The organism is Hungatella sp., assembly GCF_046966825.1.
The window spans coordinates 42,622-62,375 of sequence record NZ_JBKVCZ010000001.1 but is presented as its reverse complement, the minus strand read 5'-3'; the positions used below and the strand labels follow the sequence as shown (position 1 = coordinate 62,375).

The window sequence follows — 19,754 nt, the reverse complement described above, 5'->3', positions numbered from 1 at the left end:
TATAACAGAAACAAATCAAAATTGCAATGGATAAATTTTCTCTTGACAAACAAAAAAGAAAGGTATAACCTAAGAATCATAAGAGCAAATCGAACTGCAATGACGGAACCAGTACCCATTCTAAATGCGAGACAGAGAAAAACGGCATACCTGCTGAAAGCCGTTTTCCGTAAAGTATGGCGAACACCACTCCCGAGCACCGTCAAACCAATGGCGGCGTATCTTCTGCGTTAAGGAAGCAGTGTCTCACGTTTGGACACGAGTGAAAAATCAAGGTGGAACCGTGCATCCGACATTCATGCACCCTTGGACAGGATTATTCTGTCCAGGGGTGTTTTTTGTTCTTTTCAACAGTCAAAAACCTCGCGGCAGTCGCCAAATGGACGCGCCAGCGTGTCCGTTTGGCTCGTTGCTCGCGGGAATAAACAAATGTGGATTGAAGCAATCACGTCTCACGAAAAAGCATCATAAATCTCAGAGTATAAGGAGGATCATCATGAAAGTAACTTTAAAAAATGGAGAAGTAAAAGAATTTGACAGCCCGCTGTCCGTCTATGAGATTGCAGCATCCTTAAGCGCCGGCCTGGCGAAAAAGGCGTGCGCCGCGGAGATCGATGGAACCCCGGCGGATCTGCGTACTATTGTATCCGGAGACTGCGGGCTTACGATCCTGACCTTTGAAGACGAAGGCGGCAGGGCGGCCTTCCATCATACCACTTCCCACATTCTGGCGCAGGCCGTCAAAAGGCTGTTTCCGGAGACAAAACTGGCCATCGGACCGTCTATAGCCGACGGATTTTACTATGACTTCGACCGCCCGGAACCATTTTCTCCGGAGGACTTAGAAGCTTTGGAAGCGGAAATGAAGAAGATCGTCAAAGAAGACTTAAAACTGGAGTATTTTACGCTTCCGCGTGAGGAAGCCATCGCCCTCATAAAGGAGAAGGATGAGCCTTACAAGGTTGAGCTTATCGAGGATCTTCCTGAAGAAGAAACCATCAGCTTTTACCGTCAGGGCGAATATACCGACCTCTGCGCGGGGCCGCATTTAATGACTACTGGTCCTGTGAAGGCATTTAAGCTGACCTCCATCGCCGGCGCTTACTGGCGCGGTGACGAGCACAATAAGATGCTGACCAGAATCTATGGCACATCGTTCCCCAAGGCCTCCGATTTAGAGGCATATTTAACCAGAATTGAGGAAGCGAAAAAGCGCGATCACCGGAAACTGGGAAAAGAACTGGGTCTGTTTACGATCATGGACGAAGGCCCGGGATTTCCATTTTTCCTGCCGAAGGGCATGGTGTTAAAAAATGCGCTGACAAACTTCTGGCGTGAGATCCATGAGCGCGAGGGATACGTGGAAATCGCCACTCCCATCATGTTAAACCGCTCTCTGTGGGAGACTTCCGGCCATTGGGATCATTACAAGGAAAACATGTATACAACAACCATTGACGATACGGAATTTGCAATCAAGCCCATGAACTGTCCGGGCAGTATGCTGGTTTACAAATCCCAGCCGCGTTCCTACCGTGATCTGCCGCTGCGCATGGGAGAGCTCGGCCTGGTACACCGCCACGAAAAATCCGGTGCGCTCCACGGCCTCATGCGGGTTCGTTGCTTCACACAGGACGACGCCCATATCTACATGACGCCGGATCAGATCACCGATGAAATCAAAGGCGTGGTACGCCTCATCGACGAGGTCTATAATATGTTTGGCTTTAAATACCACGTCGAACTCTCCACCCGCCCGGAAGACAGCATGGGCAGCGACGAGGATTGGGAGATGGCGACAAACAGCTTAAGAGAAGCGCTTGATGAGATGGGATACGACTATATCATCAACGAAGGCGACGGCGCCTTCTACGGTCCGAAGATCGACTTCCACTTAGAGGACTCCTTAGGCCGCACCTGGCAGTGCGGTACCATACAGCTTGATTTCCAGCTTCCGCTGCGGTTTGAGGCGGAATATACAGGCGCGGATGGCGAGAAACACCGCCCGATCATGATTCACAGAGTACTGCTGGGCTCCATTGAGCGTTTCATCGGCATTCTGATCGAACATTATGCAGGAAAATTCCCGGCATGGCTGGCTCCTGTTCAGGTTAAGGTGCTCCCGATCTCCGACAAGAATGCGGCATATGCAAAAAATGTGTACGATGCCTTAAAGAAGAGCCACATCCGCTGTGAGATCGATGAACGCCCGGAAAAGATCGGCTACAAGATCCGCGAGGCACAGCTTGAGAAGGTTCCGTATATGCTGGTGGCAGGAGCGAAGGAGGAGGAGAATCATACGGTGGCAGTCCGTTACCGCGATTCCGGTGAAAATGTCACCATGACGCTGGATGAATTTACAGAAATGCTGAAGAAAGAGATTGAAGAACGCGATTAAGAACGAGATTGAAGAACGCAAGTAAATAAAGAAACAGGGAGAACGGGGCTGATATCATCGCCTCGTTCTCCCTGTTTTCTCAATCGCTTAATGTCGGATCGTAGTACGCCCCTGTATCGTCCAGTTCATACCCGTCAGGCGTGACAGTATTGGTCATCATGGCCCCATCCGGTCCGGCGTAATACCAGCAGAACCAGCCTTTCAGCCACTGATTTACAGCCATAACGCCGTCTTCTCCAAAATAATAACGTTTTCCCTTATCCATCAGCCAGGCACTGCTTACAAAGCTTCCATCGCCCTTCTTATATTTCCACTGGTCATTTTCCTGTATCCATCCTCCATCTATGGTCCCGTCTCCCCTGGCGTCCATAACATAAAAGGTTCCCATGTTCACGGCGGCTCCGCTGGGTACTACAACGATTAGCTGGGCCTTTCCGGCGTTTTTAGCATGGTACCGAATTGTATTGAGCCCTTCCTCATTCAGAACAATCTCCGCTGTTATGACGTTCATGTCAGTGGTTCTGATTGAGGCACGGCGCACCCAGCCGCTCTCAGATTTAGTAAGAATCATTTCCCCGTCAGTCCCCGCCATGACAGTCGTCCCATCGTATAAGAAGGCTCCCGCCTCCTCTGAACTGATCTCAAAATACTCCCCCGCTGTCTCGAAACCGTACGCGTTTACCGGCGCCATCGCTATTACGGCTGTGATCAGCAATGCCGCAAAGCATTTTCCTTTTTTCATCATAAAATCCCTCCTAAACAGACATGAAAATAAACGTTGCACCCATTACTCTGCCATAATTATACCACGATTCAGGAGTTATTGAAGATGATAACAGAAAATAGTTATTTTTTTACTTTATTTATCTCAAACATATCGGCGAGCAGAAAATTTCGCCATAGCATACGCTGCCACATCTCCGCTCATAATGATCGAATCACAGCCATGGGAAGGCCAAAGTAATTACTCTGTCTATTACCTCTAAACCTTATACTGCCTCTTATCAAAATCATACTCTTCTACAATTCGCAGCACGCCCCTAGCGTCAGTAATCATACACTTGCCCTCATTGGATCCCTTGTCCGGACAAAGAAGAAAAGCTTCCCCCGCCGGATCCAACTGATACCCTGTAAGCATGTTTCCTTCTCTGTCAAACAGATACCATCCGCACGTACCATCTGTTGCCTCCCGCAACCAGTACCAACCATTGCAGGCATAAGAGCCGTCAGAATACTGATACCACCATCTCTGACCATCTGCAGTTGGCTGAAACCCCTCGTGGTATGTTACAGGCACCTGATCAGACGAGTAGTCAATATCACACAGCTTAAGTACCTTTTGCCAGGCTGTAGCGGATACTTTGGTCTTAATTGTTCCATAGTTAATCCCCTTTGCTTCGATACACCAGCCATTACCGATAAACACCCCAATATGTCCCGGTTTCCACAGTGCCCAACCAGTCATAGATTCGTCCAGATGGTCAATGTTTACACGTTCTACTGCAGTGTCATAATAGTTGTAGCTCCCCCTGATCCGGCCCGTGTACCAGCTGATAAGACCGCTGCAGTCCGTACAGTGCTGGCCAATGTATTTAGCTGCCTTATACTTATAGGCAGATGTATAGGTACCGGGATTTTCGCGAGCCAGCTGGTCAATACGTGCCTGAGTCATAGGCTCTCCTTTGGCGCCAAATACGTATGGTGTGCCAATCTTACTATTGCAATGCTCTATCAGTCCATTTCTTGTTTTTTCCATATCGTTATTCTCCATTAAAAAAGGCCCGGAATGTTTCCCAGGCCCCATCATTGTTACTTCACAAAATGTAATATTACAGCAGTACCGCCACTCCCCCGCCGTACGGAAGGATTGGTTGTCGTTACTAATTATCATCAATTCTATAATCCGTACTGTCAATCTTGTCCTTTAATACCGCTATGTACTTACATAGCCAATCCGGCACGTTAGCCCCCATTCTGCCTGCATTTTCAATAATAGACAGCAATTCATTGAGTATATACCAAACAGCCACTAATAACCCAAAAAAGGCTGAAACAGGCATATTAAACCCAAGATCCTTAGATATCATGATAATTATATAATCTACTACCATAGCCACTGCAATAACACAGAGATAACCGACTTTTTTTATGATCCCTTTGGCGCCCTTCTTTGATGTCCAGCCAAAACGGTCATCGCCCAGATGATCAATTGCTTCCACCTTGCTGGCCAGCATTCCCGTAATATAATCCACAACCATCATGGTAATCAGGATGCACATCACCGGAAACAGAATTCCCAGCTTATCGGAAAACCAGGCACCCACAAAAGCCGAGATCCCCTGGACTGCAATTATATATTCCTTTTTCATAGTGATTCCTTTCTATTGAAATAAAATAAGCCGCTTTTGAGCGGCGGTATATTAAGTTAAAAATTCTATTTTTCTTAATGAAATTATATTTGTTTTATAATTTTTTGTATTTATCGAGCCTTGTATGCCAAAAAACCAAAAATCATTTTTATAATTTGGTGAGATGTTTAATTCATATACATAAACTCCGTTCTTATTCCATTCACTATAATGATCGAAATATGGTGAAAATGATGGACGCCCTGTGTTTGAAGCACTATCAAGAATCTGATAGCCATTGTAATAACATGTTTTGGGAAGAAAGCCGCAAATAATTTCAAACCATGAATACGATTCTGATTTATAAAATTTAGGCGAAAATTCTATTCGTACTTTGCTAAAGGGGCCTAAATGAATGGATTTCTTCGATAACATCATGTAATTTTCAGAAGCAGTTTTATAAGCTCTTATATCTATGCTGCCATCATTATAATTTTGTATTGTATACTGTGCCCAGAACCCATTCGCCAATACACCCGAATAAGTTCCCATATTAAAAGACGTTTGCCCTGAGGCCAAATAAGAATAATCCGCCATTGTCCCAACTAAGCCGCCTATATTTGTGCCCTGTCTAATATTTCCTGGCTGTAATCCCGGTAAGTCAGCCTGTATCCAGTTAACACCATTAAGGTAATGTCCATTTCTCACCCCCAAATTGATACAACCACCCCAGGCGCTGATTCCTGTTGCATATGCTCGATCCGTACCAGATACATCTGCATTCTGAAATGCAATATTCGGACCACTTACTTTGCCTCTACCATTGTGGTATCCCTCTGGAACAGCAATTTGGGCATTCAGTCCTACGGAGCCGTTCCAAGCCCCACGCTGTGTTACCGCAGGGCCTGTAACTTTACCCGCACCATTATGGTGACCATCAGGTATAGCAATTGATTCATTCATACCGACATTAGCCGCCCAAGAACCTCTCTCCGGCATACTTCCGGGCGCTGGATCGTCTTCCCCTCGTACCCCTGCAGTATAACCTGACAATACCTGTGCTCTTCCTGCAGTGCAATCTTCCTGATCAATCCCTCCAACACCACCTAATGCTATAATAACTTTTCCCACGTTCTACTCCTTTCTCCTCATAATCAGAATTATAGGTAAGTAAAACTAGAAATTAGAGTTAAAATATCAAAATATTAAACCTTATTTTTGTATTATAAATTAAAATTACTTACTACGATTAGATACTGTAAAGAAAGTTTAAAAATTAAAACCTATAATTCTGATTATCAGAATCTAATATTTTGAGTATCTCCACCTTTTCATCTTTGGACAAATTTCTATATGTATCCAGTATTTTTGCTGAATCCTCGCCGCGTTCCTTTCTTATACGCAAAGCCTCTATAATTATATTTTTTGCAATATTACTAAGCATTGTACACCCCCCCAATCACGTCTGCCATGACGCAGGTAAGATCATCAATTTGTGACTGAATCTGATTTTTTTCCTGAATCTGTTGTAAGCGCTGATGGCTAACAAGAGAATACCATGTCCAACCGTTTTGTATGCGTTCACCTTTTAAGTCTTTTTTATAAATGGGGTCACCTGCTTCATTTAAAACAATATTACCGTTTCGGTCTAGCAAGAACTCATATGTTGGCTCATACCTGTATTTTCTAATACATTCGATACACCAAGTACCAAAAATCTCTTCTCTTGTTTTATCAGTTTCAATTTCATATACATATTGATCTGGCTGTACATCCAACGAGAGAACTTCATAATTTTTATTAGTATATATTTTCATTAACTGACCTCCTATCAGTATCCCATCACAATTACATCATATTGGGTTGATCTTTTATTAACTGGAATTCTTACAACATTATTTGTCCCAAATATCATATTGGGACCATCCATTCGTGCACAAGCACAATAATCTTGGGCATAATTAATAAGAAAATAATTCCCTGAACGGCTATAATACGAATGGTATGCTGTATTTGGTACATATAATGCCTCTGCATGAAGTATTGTACTGAACCCAACATTTACATCTATATATGGATAGCTAATTGTTCTATTATTATAAGACAGAAATCCTAACGAAGTCGATGTGGAATTCACGGTTGCCCTAAATGTCCTTACATTTATATTAGGTACTGTTCCCCAAATACCAAGACATGATTGACCTTGTACCATTTTCTCAGCAGTTAATCCAATAGCATTTGCCACTTCAGAAGGCGTGCGGTAGTTCCAGGCATTATGTCCATCTGATTGATAGTACCCATTAGGAAAATAATAGTAAAGCCCTTGTCCATTCATTCCAGACTCTGGAGCATGAGTTCCCGGTGAAAAACTTGCCATATTACCAGTGCACTTCACACCATTTTTCCAGTATGTATATCCGTTCAGTACTTTAGTATTATCCGCTGACACGTCACCAGTCCATACTACCCACGTATCCCCTTGGACTCCAGCTATATTATATCCGGCTCGGATTTTATCGGCTGAAATTCCAAGGTCACTTCTGAATTTACTGACCGGAACGAACACATAAGGTTTTTCTCCATTTTCATCTGCAACTGAATAGTTGCCCGGTTCCATTCTGATAAAGTAACCACTGTTATTATCCCACCAGGAGATATTTGAATATGTCTGCTGATTCGCAGAAGGAATTAACCCTCTTTGGGGCTCATCACTCCCCGCCCCATAAAACACTTTGTCAGCCAGAACACTATAGGGTACTGCTGTCAACCCGTCAAGATCAGCACCGCCTCCCGGCATTGGTATTACTTTTCCCATCTCATCAACCTCCTTCTGTCAAAATTCGAAAATCTACCGTAGGTTTCTTATATGCCTTAAAGGTTATTTTTCCATTGGCTACTCCGTCCGGATTACACATTAAAAAGCCTGCGGCTCTGTTCCAGGCTTTTACTTGATCTATTGTTGCATTTTCTGGAATATAGACCCCTATTACTTTCATATCATCGACAGCCGTTAAACCAGTACAATTTACAGTTTGAGTATATGGGTACGATCCGCTCCACGCTGCAGCAGTAAGAGTTATAATCCGCCGGGTAACCATTTTTTTTAAAACTCCATCAAGTATATCCATATTATTATTAAAGTCTTCAGGCGTTGCCACATCAGTCTCTTCGGGCTTCTTTAATCCATAATATTGTGTTGTCTGCATCCTTACACTCCTTTCATAACTTTTACTTGTTTCCACGTTTTTGTTTTAAGTTCTCCCCACATCATTGCTTTTAAATCTCCCCAGACTGTATAAGTATACTCAAAACTATAAGACATGTGGGCCGGTTTAACCGCCTCCAGCATCTCAATAAAAGCCTGCATGTTTCGTGGTATTCCCTTAATCCCCACAAAACGCACAACAAAATGATATTTCGTATTATCCTCGATAACCAGCACTTCTCCTCCAGAAAATGCTGCGGCTGTTTCTTCTATCATCTGTTTTGTTGTTGTACTCTGCCCTCGCAGTTTTGCCATGAGGATCTCACGACGCCGTTCGTAAGACAGAGATAAGTTTGTAGTGATCTCATACATCTCCTCCCACAGAACCAGCCCCCAGGTTGCCGTCACAATAAAACACTGGTCAAACAAATTTCTAAAATTATTCTGAAGATATCCAACTTCGTATCCCTCCGCCTGGTAGAGTTCCTTCAATTCCAGAAGCTCTGACAAAAAGGGCGGCGCGTATCTGGCCAAATCCACAAAAAATTCTTCTGTTGGCCGAATATCCTCTGATTCCTGAGCATACTGCACAAGACCATATCTTATCTTACCATACATATTCTAAATCACCTCTTTCCAGACAGTTATATTGCCCACCTTATCATATCAGGCACCTTCCGTAATTATCTGAAAATCTACCATCGGTTTCTTGTATGCCTTAAAGGTTATTTTTCCAGCTGCCACCCCGTTTGGATTACATATAAGATACCCGGCGGCCTTATTCCATGCTTTCACCTGATCCAGAATTGCATTCTCTGGCACATATACCCCAATTACTTTGATATCATCGCCCTCCAATACCCCAGAGACAGTTACTTCCTGGCTAAAAGGATAAGAACTGCTCCATCCTGCTGCCGTTAAAGTCAAAATCCGGTGAGTTCTTTTTATATAGATACCATCATGATTATGGTTCTTTGCCGCTGCATCTGCGATTCCGTATCCGGCCAGTGTTGTAGGATTTATGCCCCCCGTTACATGTCCCTGGACATTAACTGTAACACTTCGATATGTTCCGGCCATAACTCCGGTGTTTGGATGAACATAATTATTAGAGTTGCTGGCAATCCCATTTAACTTTGTTTTATCTGCCGCTGACATCAAACCAGCTGTCGACACAGTGGCAATATCATATGTAGTGTTCGTATCTGCCGCCCAGACCGCAGTGCCATCCGATGACCATTTTAAAAACTGTCCGGAAATTCCTCCAGTAGGAATATGCTTGTTACCTGAAGTAGTCGGGTGTGTATAAACCGTATCAGTAAACTTTGCTCCTGCTGGCACGTCTGCATTTATTGTATGTTTATTTACTGTGGCTGCATTTCCTCCATTGGCTAAACGCGAGTCACTGAGTCTGGCATCATTTCCCTGGCATACAGTCCCCTCAGTGCTCCCAAAGTCCTTATTGAATGCTGATTTCTTGGTAAAGACAGGTTCTGCTCCCAGCTCACCGGCTGTCGGCTTATTCGCCTCCGTATACACCCGATACCAATTTCCCCAATTATTGTAATAGTTTCTCATATACTTTTTGGGATTTGTTATTGCATATTCTGTTACCTCCTGGTATATACCAGCATGCTTACCAACAATCATAAAAAAAGCAGAAGCCGATGGACAATTGTTCAATGTAGCGGACGTTGCATTTGTTGGACAGGAATACAGTCCGGGAGCAGTAATTGTATTTAAATCTGCATTTGCCGTCAAACTATTAACATTTAAGTAATTTGCATAAGAGGCCGTCCCTCCGTTTGCCGGCAACGATGCTGGAAAATCTGTTATTTGTAACTTCGTGTGGGTATGCACAGGCAGCGCAGTAAGTGCACTGTTCCATTTATCCATCAATGCCTGGGTGATCTTATCCAGTACAGTTTTATTGGCATGGGTATGATTCTGGCTCGTATCCACGTCAGCAGCTGTAATATATCCAATATCATTGGCAAACTGTGACAGCTTTGCCGGCATATCCGTAATTTGGCTCTTCGTATGAGTATGTACTGCTGGCGGAAACGAAGAAGGTATATTTTTAATATAGGCATCAGATGCCGAATCTTTTACAGCCCAGTCAGACTGTATATTAACTTCTGCACCGGCTGCGATCCCCGATAATTTTGTTTTTTCGGCCGTCGTATAGTCATTGGCCGACAATCCCTTTCCAGACACCTTGTCAACCTTATTACCAACTGTATTCCAGGCATCCATTAACGTCTGCGTGATCCCATCCAGAATACTTTTATTGGAGTGAGTGTGCTTTTTACTATCCGCATCATTCCAATTCGTTCGCTCCAATACGGTAATATGTTTGATCGTGTCGCTCACATGGGTATATGCCATATTCCAGTTATCTGTCACTGCCTGCGTAATCTTATCAAGAATGGATTTATTGTTGTGGATATATTTCCTGCTGTTCGCATCGTCATAGGCTGCCTTGTCTTCTTTACTAAGAAGACCATCAACGCTATGAGTTGCTTTTGGTATCGCATTCGCTGAAATGGCAATCCATACCGTCCCATTCCATCTATAAGTATAATCCGTATCCTTGACATTAACCGTCCAGCCATCCTCGGGATCCGGATAAACAGCGGCAATATCTGAAAAAGTATCAACCGCCTCTTTCCAGTCAATAGCCGTTTCCAAAGCGCTGAATTTATTATCCACTTCATTGCGGGAGTATTTATCGTCCCAGTTTGGTTTGTTGGCTGCAATCGTATCCCTGATAGACTTCTCTATCGTAACTGCTCGGGCGGTTTCTGACTTAATACTGCTTTGCAGTTCCAGCTCTTTCGTCTCCGCACGTGCCGCTTCTGCAGTGATATGATCCGCATTAGCTTTTTCAGCCGCCTTTGCCCTGGATACCTCTGACTGCATGTTTTCTGTCAGGACTTTCTCTGCCCCTTCCGCTCTGGCGGTTTCTTCCTGCAGGTTTTTCGTCAGTTCCGCCTCTGCTCTTTCTGCCCGGCTCATCTCGTTGGCCAGATCCGCCGCTATCCTTTCCTCTTCCGCCGTCGCACGTTTCTCCTCTGCATTAAGCGCCGTCTGAGTTTCTACAGTCTTTTCCTGTACCAGGTTAATATCTTCTGCTTCTACAGTATCTCCATCGGTCTCATAACTGATATACACCACAGGCGCATCTGAATAAAGGCGGATACTCTTTTTCCATGGCATCAGGCCAGGTGTTGAGAGTACATAGGACTCTATCCTCTTCCCCGTCAGTTTTGGGCCGGTCCATATGGACAGAGTAGCAGTATTGATGTTATCATGGGCCAGCAATGCTTCGTACACACCATCAACTGGCCGTACCTCCTCTTCAATTACATAGATATTTCCATCCACTTTATTCAGTTTCTCTGTAAAACTGCTAACCTCCATTACTGCATCACCTCCAGAATCACGGTTCCAGCAACTGCTATTTCCTTCTCATCCAATTCAATATTCCGCATCTGGCCATTCAGCTTCAACTCTACAAAATCTTCCACCCCCGTCACACCAAGAAGCAAATTACCCGTTCTTGCCAGACTAACATAAGAAATCTCAAATGCACCACTTCGCAGGTAATCTGTAAAATCCCTGAGAAAGAGTTCCTGCACAGTTCCCAGATTTACTCCATTTTGAAGTCTTACCTTTGCGGTCACACTGACACTCTTTTCCACAGCAGAAACCACAGTCACATCTGCACCGATCGGCCGTTTTCCCTCAATATGCTCTTTTACCTGTTCAACCAGCTCTGTTCCGGCAGCCGAACGGTCTGCATCAGCAATCACAACCTTCACAGTACCCGGCCCTAATGCCAGCGGATAAATTTTAGCAGCCCCCACGCCGGGACATTCCATAGTCCAGTTATAGTAATCATATGCATTCCCACTGGTGGAAGGCTTCTGCACCTTAAAAAGAAATCGTTCTCTAAGCGCATCCGTCGTTTCTTCTTCATTTCCTTCAAGAAGTACCTCTGTTAACTCCGCATGTGTGAGGTCTGGAATATAATCAATTGGAATCAGAGTACCCAGAAATCGGTTTCCAATTGCTCCTGGCGTCTCACATTCCATACGGTATATCCTTTCGCTGATCTTTTCTGTTACGGTATAGTTCAGTGTCCCAAGTGAAAATCTTTTACCTGATTCAATATCTATGTTAAACTCCCCTTTTAACACAGCCCTCGTCGCCGGATAAGGAATGATGCCCCACTCCGCGCAGCGCCTGATTAAATTATCCCGGTCTGCAGTCCCGGCGAAAACCTGTTCCAGTGCCCAATCCAACTCTATATACAGATTCTGCATTTCTACGGCTGCAGGCGCCATGGCGTCATAAATAACAGACCCTTCCCTTTTGTCCATGTAATCCGGTACGCGGTCCAGCATCCGATTTAAAATCACTTCATATGTTATATTCTCATACATTAGATTTCCACCTCCTTCTGCGTATCGACTGTTCCAAACTTTGTCTGTACCCGAAATGACACCAGCAGCTTTCTTCCCTTATTGGTAAATGAAAAAGCATCAACGCTTACAATTCTGTCATCCCGCGTCAATGCTTCCCGTATCCTCTTTTTCAATTTCGACTTTGCCACTCCCAGAGACTTTCCAAATAATCCGTTCAATTCCACGCCATAATTCCAGCTATAAATCAGGCAGTCAAACCGTTCCGTATTAAGAATACAGAAAATGGTCTGTTTTACTGCTTCCAACCCATCCAACATTCCAGAAATACGCTTTATCTCTATTCCCTCTGTGTTATCAGAAACACCCATGACGTTTAACCTGTACGTTTTTGAAGGAATCTGTCGAATCTTAAAATCCTGTTTTAGAATATTACCTGTTTCCGGCAGCATGTCACACTCCTTTCTGCCAGCGGTCTACAACAAGATACCGCTGACCGCCCCGTTTCTGAATCAGCAGTACCTCGTCTCCGGCCTCTAACCCATTTTTAACAGAAACATTGACTTCCCCCATTCCAGGAATATCCATTGTCTGTATGTGGTCCGTCAGGTACTGGGGAACTATGAGCTGTGAGGCAGCAAGGAATGCATTTGGCCCCCATCGTATTTCCAGCGGCGCTGTTTTTGTCACAGTCCCCGACACAATATCGCAGGGATCCCCAGCCTCTACCGCTTGCAGGACAATCTTCCTCATGTTATCAATCCATTCTGCATCAGCCATTGATACCTACTCCTCTCAATCTTAAATCCATAGTATGGATTCCCTCATCAATCTTATGAGTCACTGATTCAATCAGCAGATAATTTTTTAATTCCATATCTTTGATATCCAGTAATACGGGGATCAGGCAGCCCGCACGCACCCTGACATCACCAAAGGCATCTTTTATATTCAGGCTCTTTGAGGGCTGATTATAGAATTTCAAATACGTTTCGGCAATGTTTTGACCATCCGCACCGCTGTCAATTGATTCGTCATATTGCAAAATTCCCCATTTATTGATATTTTCGGTGTCTTTTGTCATATAGACTTCTCTTGCATTTGTATTATTATTTTCGCAATACACTCTGATCTGATTGTAGGTGCTGCTGTCAATACTGATTTTAAAGTCATAATCCTGCGCCGTCGTCTCATCAATTACAATATCCAGCTTCATATCTTCCACATTTTTTAGTGTCAGCTTTCCCACATCATCATACAGAACGTAAATCTTTCCAGTACGAATCATGGTTAAGTCGAGAGCATTTAGGATTACATCAAAAAGTGTGCTGTTCTTTTCATTGCGCTCCAGCATCCAGCCGGTGTCCGCCAACTCTCCCGTCTGCAAGTGAAAATCACCTGCGATCATCCGAATTACTTCCCCTGCGGTAAGCCCCGTATAATTATAACTCTTCTTATTTTTCAGATACCGCAGCTGGTCATAAGCCGTTACCTTCACCAGCCCTTCGCTTCCCCAGCCCCGCTCAAAGATGAAGCCGAAGAATACCGGCGTTCCATTTACATCCAGACGAACCGCATTGCCCTCTTCAATCTTAAGCACATCATCAGGAATCAGCGTGAAGGAACATTTCCCCGGCTGTCCCTTCCGCTCCATTTCCCAGCTGATACTCCCACCCACCACTGGTTCGTAAACTGTTCGATCATTCTGGATATATAGATGTACTTCCATCTGTTCCTCCTCCTTCTATAACGGCATAGTGAGAACCCAGCCAGGTTGAATTAAATTGGGATTGCTGATTTTGTCACGGTTGAGATCATAAATCTCCCGCCAACGGTTACCGTTACCCAACCTTTTTTTAGCAATATTCCAGAGACAGTCCCCCTTCTGTACCGTGTACATTTCTGATGCCGGAAGAGTTCCTTCTCTTTTCGGAATTGAGTCTGTAGTCTCTGGAGTATCCTGATCCTCCTTAATCTTAAATTCCATAATCTTAGTTCCGTAGCTTTTATATTCCTTCATGGAAAGTGACACAGTTAGATCCAACCCTTCATTCACATCATCAGAAACACTATAATCCTCTAATGTTACATTGATGTTCGTATCAAAGAAGTCATTCCGGCCCGGACCATCACGAATTACGATGAATTCAAACGGCTCTCTGCTCTCCTTTAATGATTTAAGGTGCTCCAGGAAATCTTCTGCACAATCAATGCTGCCATCCCATACCGCACAGGGATAATTCACCTGGGGGATTACTGCTTCAATGCTGATCTCCGCCAGGCCGGGAGGCCGAACCATGTTGACCTCCTCGCCATTGATCAAAACAGACGTTTTATTCTGGCCCGGATACTTGATCGGGATTTTCTCGGGAGGAATGGGAAGACGCATGTCATCAATATATACTTCATAACCCATTATATATGGCCTCCTTCCGCAGCAGCAGAAAGGAAATCGTTTGTAAATACTGCAAGTGCCTGACCCATATCACTAAAATCCGCCTTTTTCGTAAGCGTATTGCTGTTTTTGACCTCCACCTTTAAATCTGCAAGTGTAAAACGGTTGATAATCTCCTGCTCGGCGGCATCACGCATATATTTCAATTCCTCGTCCATAACGTCCATCGTGTCAGCCATAGCGGCGGTATTAGCGGCAGTACGTCCGGTATTACCTGATATATCAGTATCATATCCTCCGAAGGTATTATCCTGCCCTGCTGTTTTCGCTGCCATATCAGCCTTCACTGATTCTATCTCAGCCTCACGTTTTAATCTGTTCTGATGCATATCATATTCCTGCCAGCGCAAATCCTGCGCCCTGCTTTTTTTAGCAGCCAGATTGGCCTCCTTCTGCGCGGCAAGGCTGGCTGCTCTCTGGCTCTTTCTTGCCTCGGCTTCTAATTGCGCTTCTGTTCCAAATTCTACATGGCCAATTAACTCAATTGATGTTCCTGTAATGCTGTTCACTAAACTTATCAGCTCATTAATACGATCAATTGCGCCGTTTATAAACTCCTGCATAATTAAAAGGCCTGACACTTTCAGATAATCCAAAATATCTAATACCCATATCCGAAACGAGTTAAGTCCCAGAAGCATATCCCCAAGACCATTCTGTATAATTACTCCTGCTGCTGCAATCATAAATTTTAACTTGTCTAACTGTGTTTTAACAGCATTCACACAGATGAGCCAGGCGATTTGTATTCCGCCAACAGATTGTACCCATTTATAAATCATATACACCACTGTTCCTATAATCAAAGCAATCCATGTTAACGGGTTTGCAAGCAATGTGGTCATTAATCCCTTAGCCGCCAAATCAGCAATCAGATTAGCTGCGGCAAAAAAAAGGATTCCTGCAGCGACTCCATAAAATACAGGTGCAATTGCCGACCAGTTTTCACTAATATACGCTGCTCCGTTTCCTATCATCTGAATAACCGGCCAAAATGCCTGCAATAACGAATTTTGAATGGTATTTATAATCTGGCCAAATGTAGCAGGCATAGAATTAAATTTATCGTTTGTCTCCTGTGCCATGTTAAGAAGAGAAGCTTTTACAACCTGGGCAGACACCTCTCCCCTCTCAGCATACTGTCTTAAAGATCCTTCTGCCCACCCCATATTCTGCTCGATCGTCCGGGCTATCCCCGGGGCTGCATTCAGTATCGAATTCAACTCTGCACCGCTCATTGTACCTGCCGCCATTGCATTTGTTAACTGTGACATTGCGCTTGCCTGATCCTGTGCTGAAGCTCCACCGATAACAAACTGCTTATTCGCCTGTTCCATGAAAGCGATCATTTCATCATTACTGCTAAAGGCACTGCCTGCATTGATTCCCATATTGGCTATGGCCGCCGCTGTTTCCATGTAAGGCGCCCTTGACCGCTGCGCGGAGGCAAATATTTTTTGATTCAGCTCCTCTGTAGACTGGGCACCATCGTTCATCATATCCAGACGTGCCGTTGTGCGTGTAACGTCATCTGAAAATGCCATTATTTTTTGAACACTAAAAGACTTTGCAATACTCTTTGCAATATTCTTAATCTTTCCTTCCAGACCGGAAGCTGCACCTGTACCATTTTTAACAGCATTGTTAAATTGATTCTGTGATGCCAGACTATTTCTAATTTCCTTCCCCGCGGAACCTACGGAATCGTCCAGTTGCTTATATGCATTATTTATCTCACCAATATCCATTTTCGACATGGCCTGACTCAAATTATCCTGTGCCCCCTGGACTTTATTTAATTTCCCCCTCAATGCCTCTAATTCATTATTGGTCTGCTCAGTCCTCAAATCAACCGGAATATTATTAAACTGCTGAAGCCGGACATGCAGCGCCTGTATACGGTTTTCTATGGAAGCCATGTCGTTTAACATCCCCGGCGGTGTAACCACCATTCTTCTGGCTTGTTCAGAAATGGTTTGTTGACTTTTATAGAGCTGCCGTGCCACCTGATCTGCCTCCTGAAATTCAGATACAAACCGTGTAGCGCCACTGTTTAAAAAAACAGGCGGAGTGGATACAGGTGACCACGAAGGTTGTTCAGCAGGTGTTGAAGCTGCTGGCCGCATTGGGATCTGCAAAGGGGCCTGCGTTTCCGTTGGTATAGCTGGAGGGATAACGGTTGACGCTGTACGGTCAAGTTCCTTCTGATAACGCACAAGTTCTACCGTTGCCCGGACAATTTCCTGTCGGGCTGAATCCATCATAGCCGTGCCTGACCCCTTATCTATTGTAACCTTGACACGTTCTAACGTGTCCCACATAACAATCAGAGACTGAGTATTACGTTCGCAGTATGAAGACATCCGCTCCAGTGCCTTGATTGATGAGCGTAAATTAGCCATGTATTTACTCCTTTCATTAAAACTATATGGGGCTGTCGCGACAGCTCCTACCTCTTCTTTGCCTTCGCCTTCTTAGCTTCCTCTTTATCATGCTCCAGCTTCAACTCCATTGCTGCTATCACATAAGCCTTTTCATACCGGCTCAATGACAAAAATTCATGAGGCCATTTATGAAGCTTATGGAGGCAATAATAAGCAATGTTTGCTTCCATATCGCCTCCATTGATTAGTTTTTTGCTTCTTCCGCCAGATCGTTCATATCAATATCGAATCCGTTGACCTCCTGAACCTTCGCCAGATAGTCATTGTACTCACCCGGATTCAGCATTTTCTTTAAAAGAGTATCACTTCCCATCACATGATAGGAATCCTGAAGTTCTTTATTAGTAAGATCCGGATACACGGTACAGGCCGCCGCCAGCTTTCCAACGTAAAGGCTGTAATCTGTTTCCGGAACAAACATTCCTTTTTTTCCCTGAACTGGCACCCTTTTTGTACAAGCCTTTTTTAACACTTCATCTTCTTCAGAAGAAATGCCTCTGATTTCCCATTTCACAGGTTTTTTATCCGCCCCCACGAAACGATTTGATACGATACACTTAACATTCTCCACCTTAATGGCATTCTGTGCCAAAAAACAGCTTAATTCACCCATATTCTTTTAACCTCTCTTCCTTTTCTACATTCCCGAAAAACCGCCAAACATCTCCGGCATCTCAAAATCTTCAAATGTAAAGTCCGCTTCTTCGTCCAAATACTCTGCGTCTGCATCAAACTTTGTCAGAATCCCTCCGTCAAGATTGCAGTCTTTCAAAATAACCGTCTGCCGTCCTGCTCCGGAGGTTGGATCCTCATTAGTCACCTGGATATCGAAATAAATATCCTCTCCAGTTTCTTTATAGCGGTACAGAAGCTGACGGAAGATACTGGTATTATAATGAAATGTTGCAGACCCGGTCCCTTTCCATCCGGTTGTTTTATTCCCTTTCCCTGTCTTACCCAGAATCGGGATTTCGGACTTCGTCTTCTCTATCTTGGCCTCCAGATTAATGGCCTGCATAAAATTGTACCGTTTTCCTTCAATTGTAACAAAACACTCTGCAAGTGACGCACTGACCGCATCCTTTGCATTCATCATCGAATTATTTAACATATCCCATCATTCCTTCCTACTGTACTACTACAGTCATATATAACTGGCTCATAGAATTAATTGGTTCCACCGGGAAGTTCACAACCACCGATCGTTTCGTCTGTCCCTTTTCCACCTGGATATCATCGGACTTCACCGCTTCTATAGCACGCCTTCCTGCCATCTGCTTCACATACGTTACAATATCATTCCAGAGACTCACCCGACCGGCTTCATCATTGGGAATCTTCCCCAGATACCGATTATTAAAGATTGCTGCGATATCATTTCCGATCTGATCCAGCACACGGATTGTCTGGTTACTGGAAAAATCATTTCCTTTCTCCGCCGTGTAAGATGTCAATGTGTTAATATCCCGCAAAACGCGGACCTCATCCCCTACTTTATGGAATAACAGTTTTCCAGCTGTAATCCCTTCGGAAAGCTGCGCCTGGGTATATTCTGTCTTTACCGTATACTCCCCGTTATACACCTTGTTTTCAATGGTCTCATTTACAGCACAGGCAGCTTCCGCCCCTGCAGTCCAATAAATCAGTCCGCCCGGATCTTCTTCCGTCTGATTCTCCACAGATATAATCCCTTCATAATCCGCCTGAGAATACTGGTGCATAACTGTCTGGAACTTAATGCCGTTCTCTTCTCTCATACGCTTCGTAAATGCCGCAAACAGCTCCTTCACCTGCTCCCCCGGGGCCGGGCAGCACAGGATCTGGAACGATCGGCTCTCCATCTTTTCCAGGAAACCTGTATAGTCCTGTTCTGTCACGTCTGTGCCATTCGTTCCCCCAGTCAGTGATGTACCCGCAGTTTCTGAAAGTGCTGCATCCGCCTTAAACGTTACATATTCATTATCCTTCAAATCAGCTGCGCTGATAACCGTCTGCTTATCCATCTCCTTACCAAAAAGCAGAGTCTTCACATCATACTGATTCTCATTATCCACATGTTTGGAAATAACGGTCATGAGACTATTTCCCAGAATACCGCTGTACCTTGCAGTACTGTAATTATTCGAAGCTTTCTCTCCTCCGTTTATTCTGCAAAAAATTCCCTTTGTCATGTTCCGGAACAGTTCGCGGACCGGCATCATAGCTGGATCTCCATAAGAATAACCGAAGATATCTCTGCTGTTTTTCTGAAACTCTTCTGCCGTCACCTCAAACACTTCGTTTACCGGCCCCCAGTTGAGAATCATGGGAACCGCCGCCGTTCCTCTTATTCCAATTACAGGCGATGCAGCGCCTGCGTTAACAAAGTTCATATAAGTTCCTGGAAGAACCTTATCCTGTGCTAAAAAACTACCTCCACCTAACATCTCTTCACCTTTCCTTTCATAAATCCGTTTATAGTTTCTTCTGCTCTGTTT

Annotated in this window: 20 protein-coding genes; 1 reads left to right on the top strand and 19 read right to left on the bottom strand. The window is 44.3% G+C overall.

The window, feature by feature from the left end; all coding sequences use genetic code 11:
- Positions 1 to 496: 496 nt before the first annotated feature.
- On the top strand, positions 497 to 2,398 hold the full coding sequence (gene thrS / locus ACLTD4_RS00295; protein WP_117621907.1) for a threonine--tRNA ligase: 1,902 nt from the start codon (positions 497 to 499) through the stop codon (positions 2,396 to 2,398).
- A gap of 79 nt (positions 2,399 to 2,477) precedes the next feature.
- On the opposite strand, the gene ACLTD4_RS00290 is transcribed toward thrS, so the two are convergent.
- The 19 genes from ACLTD4_RS00290 to ACLTD4_RS00200 form a co-directional block, all read right to left on the bottom strand.
- Complete coding sequence (locus ACLTD4_RS00290) at positions 2,478 to 3,143, bottom strand: hypothetical protein (protein WP_055660001.1); 666 nt, start codon at positions 3,141 to 3,143, stop codon at positions 2,478 to 2,480.
- Positions 3,144 to 3,380: 237 nt separating this feature from the next.
- The gene (locus ACLTD4_RS00285) at positions 3,381 to 4,154 is read right to left on the bottom strand and encodes a hypothetical protein (protein ID WP_117621906.1); all 774 of its coding nucleotides are present in this window, start codon (positions 4,152 to 4,154) and stop codon (positions 3,381 to 3,383) included.
- 124 nt (positions 4,155 to 4,278) lie between these two features.
- Positions 4,279 to 4,767, bottom strand: coding sequence for a phage holin family protein (locus ACLTD4_RS00280; protein WP_117621905.1), 489 nt, complete (start codon positions 4,765 to 4,767; stop codon positions 4,279 to 4,281).
- Positions 4,768 to 4,818: 51 nt separating this feature from the next.
- Positions 4,819 to 5,877, bottom strand: a complete 1,059-nt coding sequence (locus tag ACLTD4_RS00275; protein ID WP_117621904.1) for a hypothetical protein — start codon at positions 5,875 to 5,877, stop codon at positions 4,819 to 4,821.
- Positions 5,878 to 6,182: 305 nt separating this feature from the next.
- Positions 6,183 to 6,563 (bottom strand): hypothetical protein, encoded by a 381-nt coding sequence (locus ACLTD4_RS00270; protein ID WP_117621903.1) that lies wholly within the window; start codon positions 6,561 to 6,563, stop codon positions 6,183 to 6,185.
- A gap of 14 nt (positions 6,564 to 6,577) precedes the next feature.
- Positions 6,578 to 7,561, bottom strand: a complete 984-nt coding sequence (locus ACLTD4_RS00265) for a hypothetical protein (protein ID WP_117621902.1) — start codon at positions 7,559 to 7,561, stop codon at positions 6,578 to 6,580.
- Positions 7,562 to 7,565: 4 nt separating this feature from the next.
- On the bottom strand, positions 7,566 to 7,952 hold the full coding sequence (locus tag ACLTD4_RS00260) for a hypothetical protein (protein WP_117621901.1): 387 nt from the start codon (positions 7,950 to 7,952) through the stop codon (positions 7,566 to 7,568).
- Between the two features lie 2 nt (positions 7,953 to 7,954).
- Positions 7,955 to 8,569, bottom strand: coding sequence for a putative phage tail protein (locus ACLTD4_RS00255; RefSeq protein ID WP_117621900.1), 615 nt, complete (start codon positions 8,567 to 8,569; stop codon positions 7,955 to 7,957).
- 48 nt (positions 8,570 to 8,617) lie between these two features.
- Complete coding sequence (locus tag ACLTD4_RS00250) at positions 8,618 to 10,969, bottom strand: hypothetical protein (RefSeq protein WP_412331072.1); 2,352 nt, start codon at positions 10,967 to 10,969, stop codon at positions 8,618 to 8,620.
- Between the two features lie 404 nt (positions 10,970 to 11,373).
- On the bottom strand, positions 11,374 to 12,399 hold the full coding sequence (locus ACLTD4_RS00245; RefSeq protein WP_117621899.1) for a baseplate J/gp47 family protein: 1,026 nt from the start codon (positions 12,397 to 12,399) through the stop codon (positions 11,374 to 11,376).
- A complete protein-coding gene (locus tag ACLTD4_RS00240) occupies positions 12,399 to 12,830 on the bottom strand; it encodes a DUF2634 domain-containing protein (protein ID WP_117621898.1) in 432 nt (143 codons plus the stop codon). Before ACLTD4_RS00240 ends, ACLTD4_RS00245 begins: the two co-directional genes overlap by 1 nt.
- A 1-nt stretch (position 12,831) precedes the next feature.
- A complete protein-coding gene (locus ACLTD4_RS00235; protein ID WP_117621897.1) occupies positions 12,832 to 13,158 on the bottom strand; it encodes a DUF2577 domain-containing protein in 327 nt (108 codons plus the stop codon).
- Positions 13,151 to 14,107 (bottom strand): hydrolase, encoded by a 957-nt coding sequence (locus tag ACLTD4_RS00230; protein WP_117621896.1) that lies wholly within the window; start codon positions 14,105 to 14,107, stop codon positions 13,151 to 13,153. Before ACLTD4_RS00230 ends, ACLTD4_RS00235 begins: the two co-directional genes overlap by 8 nt.
- A gap of 15 nt (positions 14,108 to 14,122) precedes the next feature.
- Complete coding sequence (locus ACLTD4_RS00225; protein WP_117621895.1) at positions 14,123 to 14,794, bottom strand: LysM peptidoglycan-binding domain-containing protein; 672 nt, start codon at positions 14,792 to 14,794, stop codon at positions 14,123 to 14,125.
- Entirely contained in the window at positions 14,794 to 17,235 is a 2,442-nt protein-coding gene (locus tag ACLTD4_RS00220) for a tape measure protein (protein WP_117621894.1), read from the bottom strand. The genes ACLTD4_RS00225 and ACLTD4_RS00220 overlap by 1 nt, the downstream gene beginning before the upstream one ends.
- A 47-nt stretch (positions 17,236 to 17,282) precedes the next feature.
- Positions 17,283 to 17,447 (bottom strand): hypothetical protein, encoded by a 165-nt coding sequence (locus ACLTD4_RS00215; RefSeq protein ID WP_181988638.1) that lies wholly within the window; start codon positions 17,445 to 17,447, stop codon positions 17,283 to 17,285.
- A 14-nt stretch (positions 17,448 to 17,461) separates the two neighbouring features.
- Positions 17,462 to 17,890 carry a phage tail assembly chaperone gene (locus ACLTD4_RS00210; protein WP_117621893.1) on the bottom strand — a complete coding sequence of 143 codons (429 nt, stop codon included), beginning with the start codon at positions 17,888 to 17,890 and terminating at the stop codon, positions 17,462 to 17,464.
- Between the two features lie 24 nt (positions 17,891 to 17,914).
- Complete coding sequence (locus ACLTD4_RS00205) at positions 17,915 to 18,388, bottom strand: phage tail tube protein (protein ID WP_117621892.1); 474 nt, start codon at positions 18,386 to 18,388, stop codon at positions 17,915 to 17,917.
- Between the two features lie 16 nt (positions 18,389 to 18,404).
- Positions 18,405 to 19,649, bottom strand: coding sequence for a phage tail sheath family protein (locus ACLTD4_RS00200; RefSeq protein WP_333490848.1), 1,245 nt, complete (start codon positions 19,647 to 19,649; stop codon positions 18,405 to 18,407).
- Positions 19,650 to 19,754 lie beyond the last annotated feature (105 nt).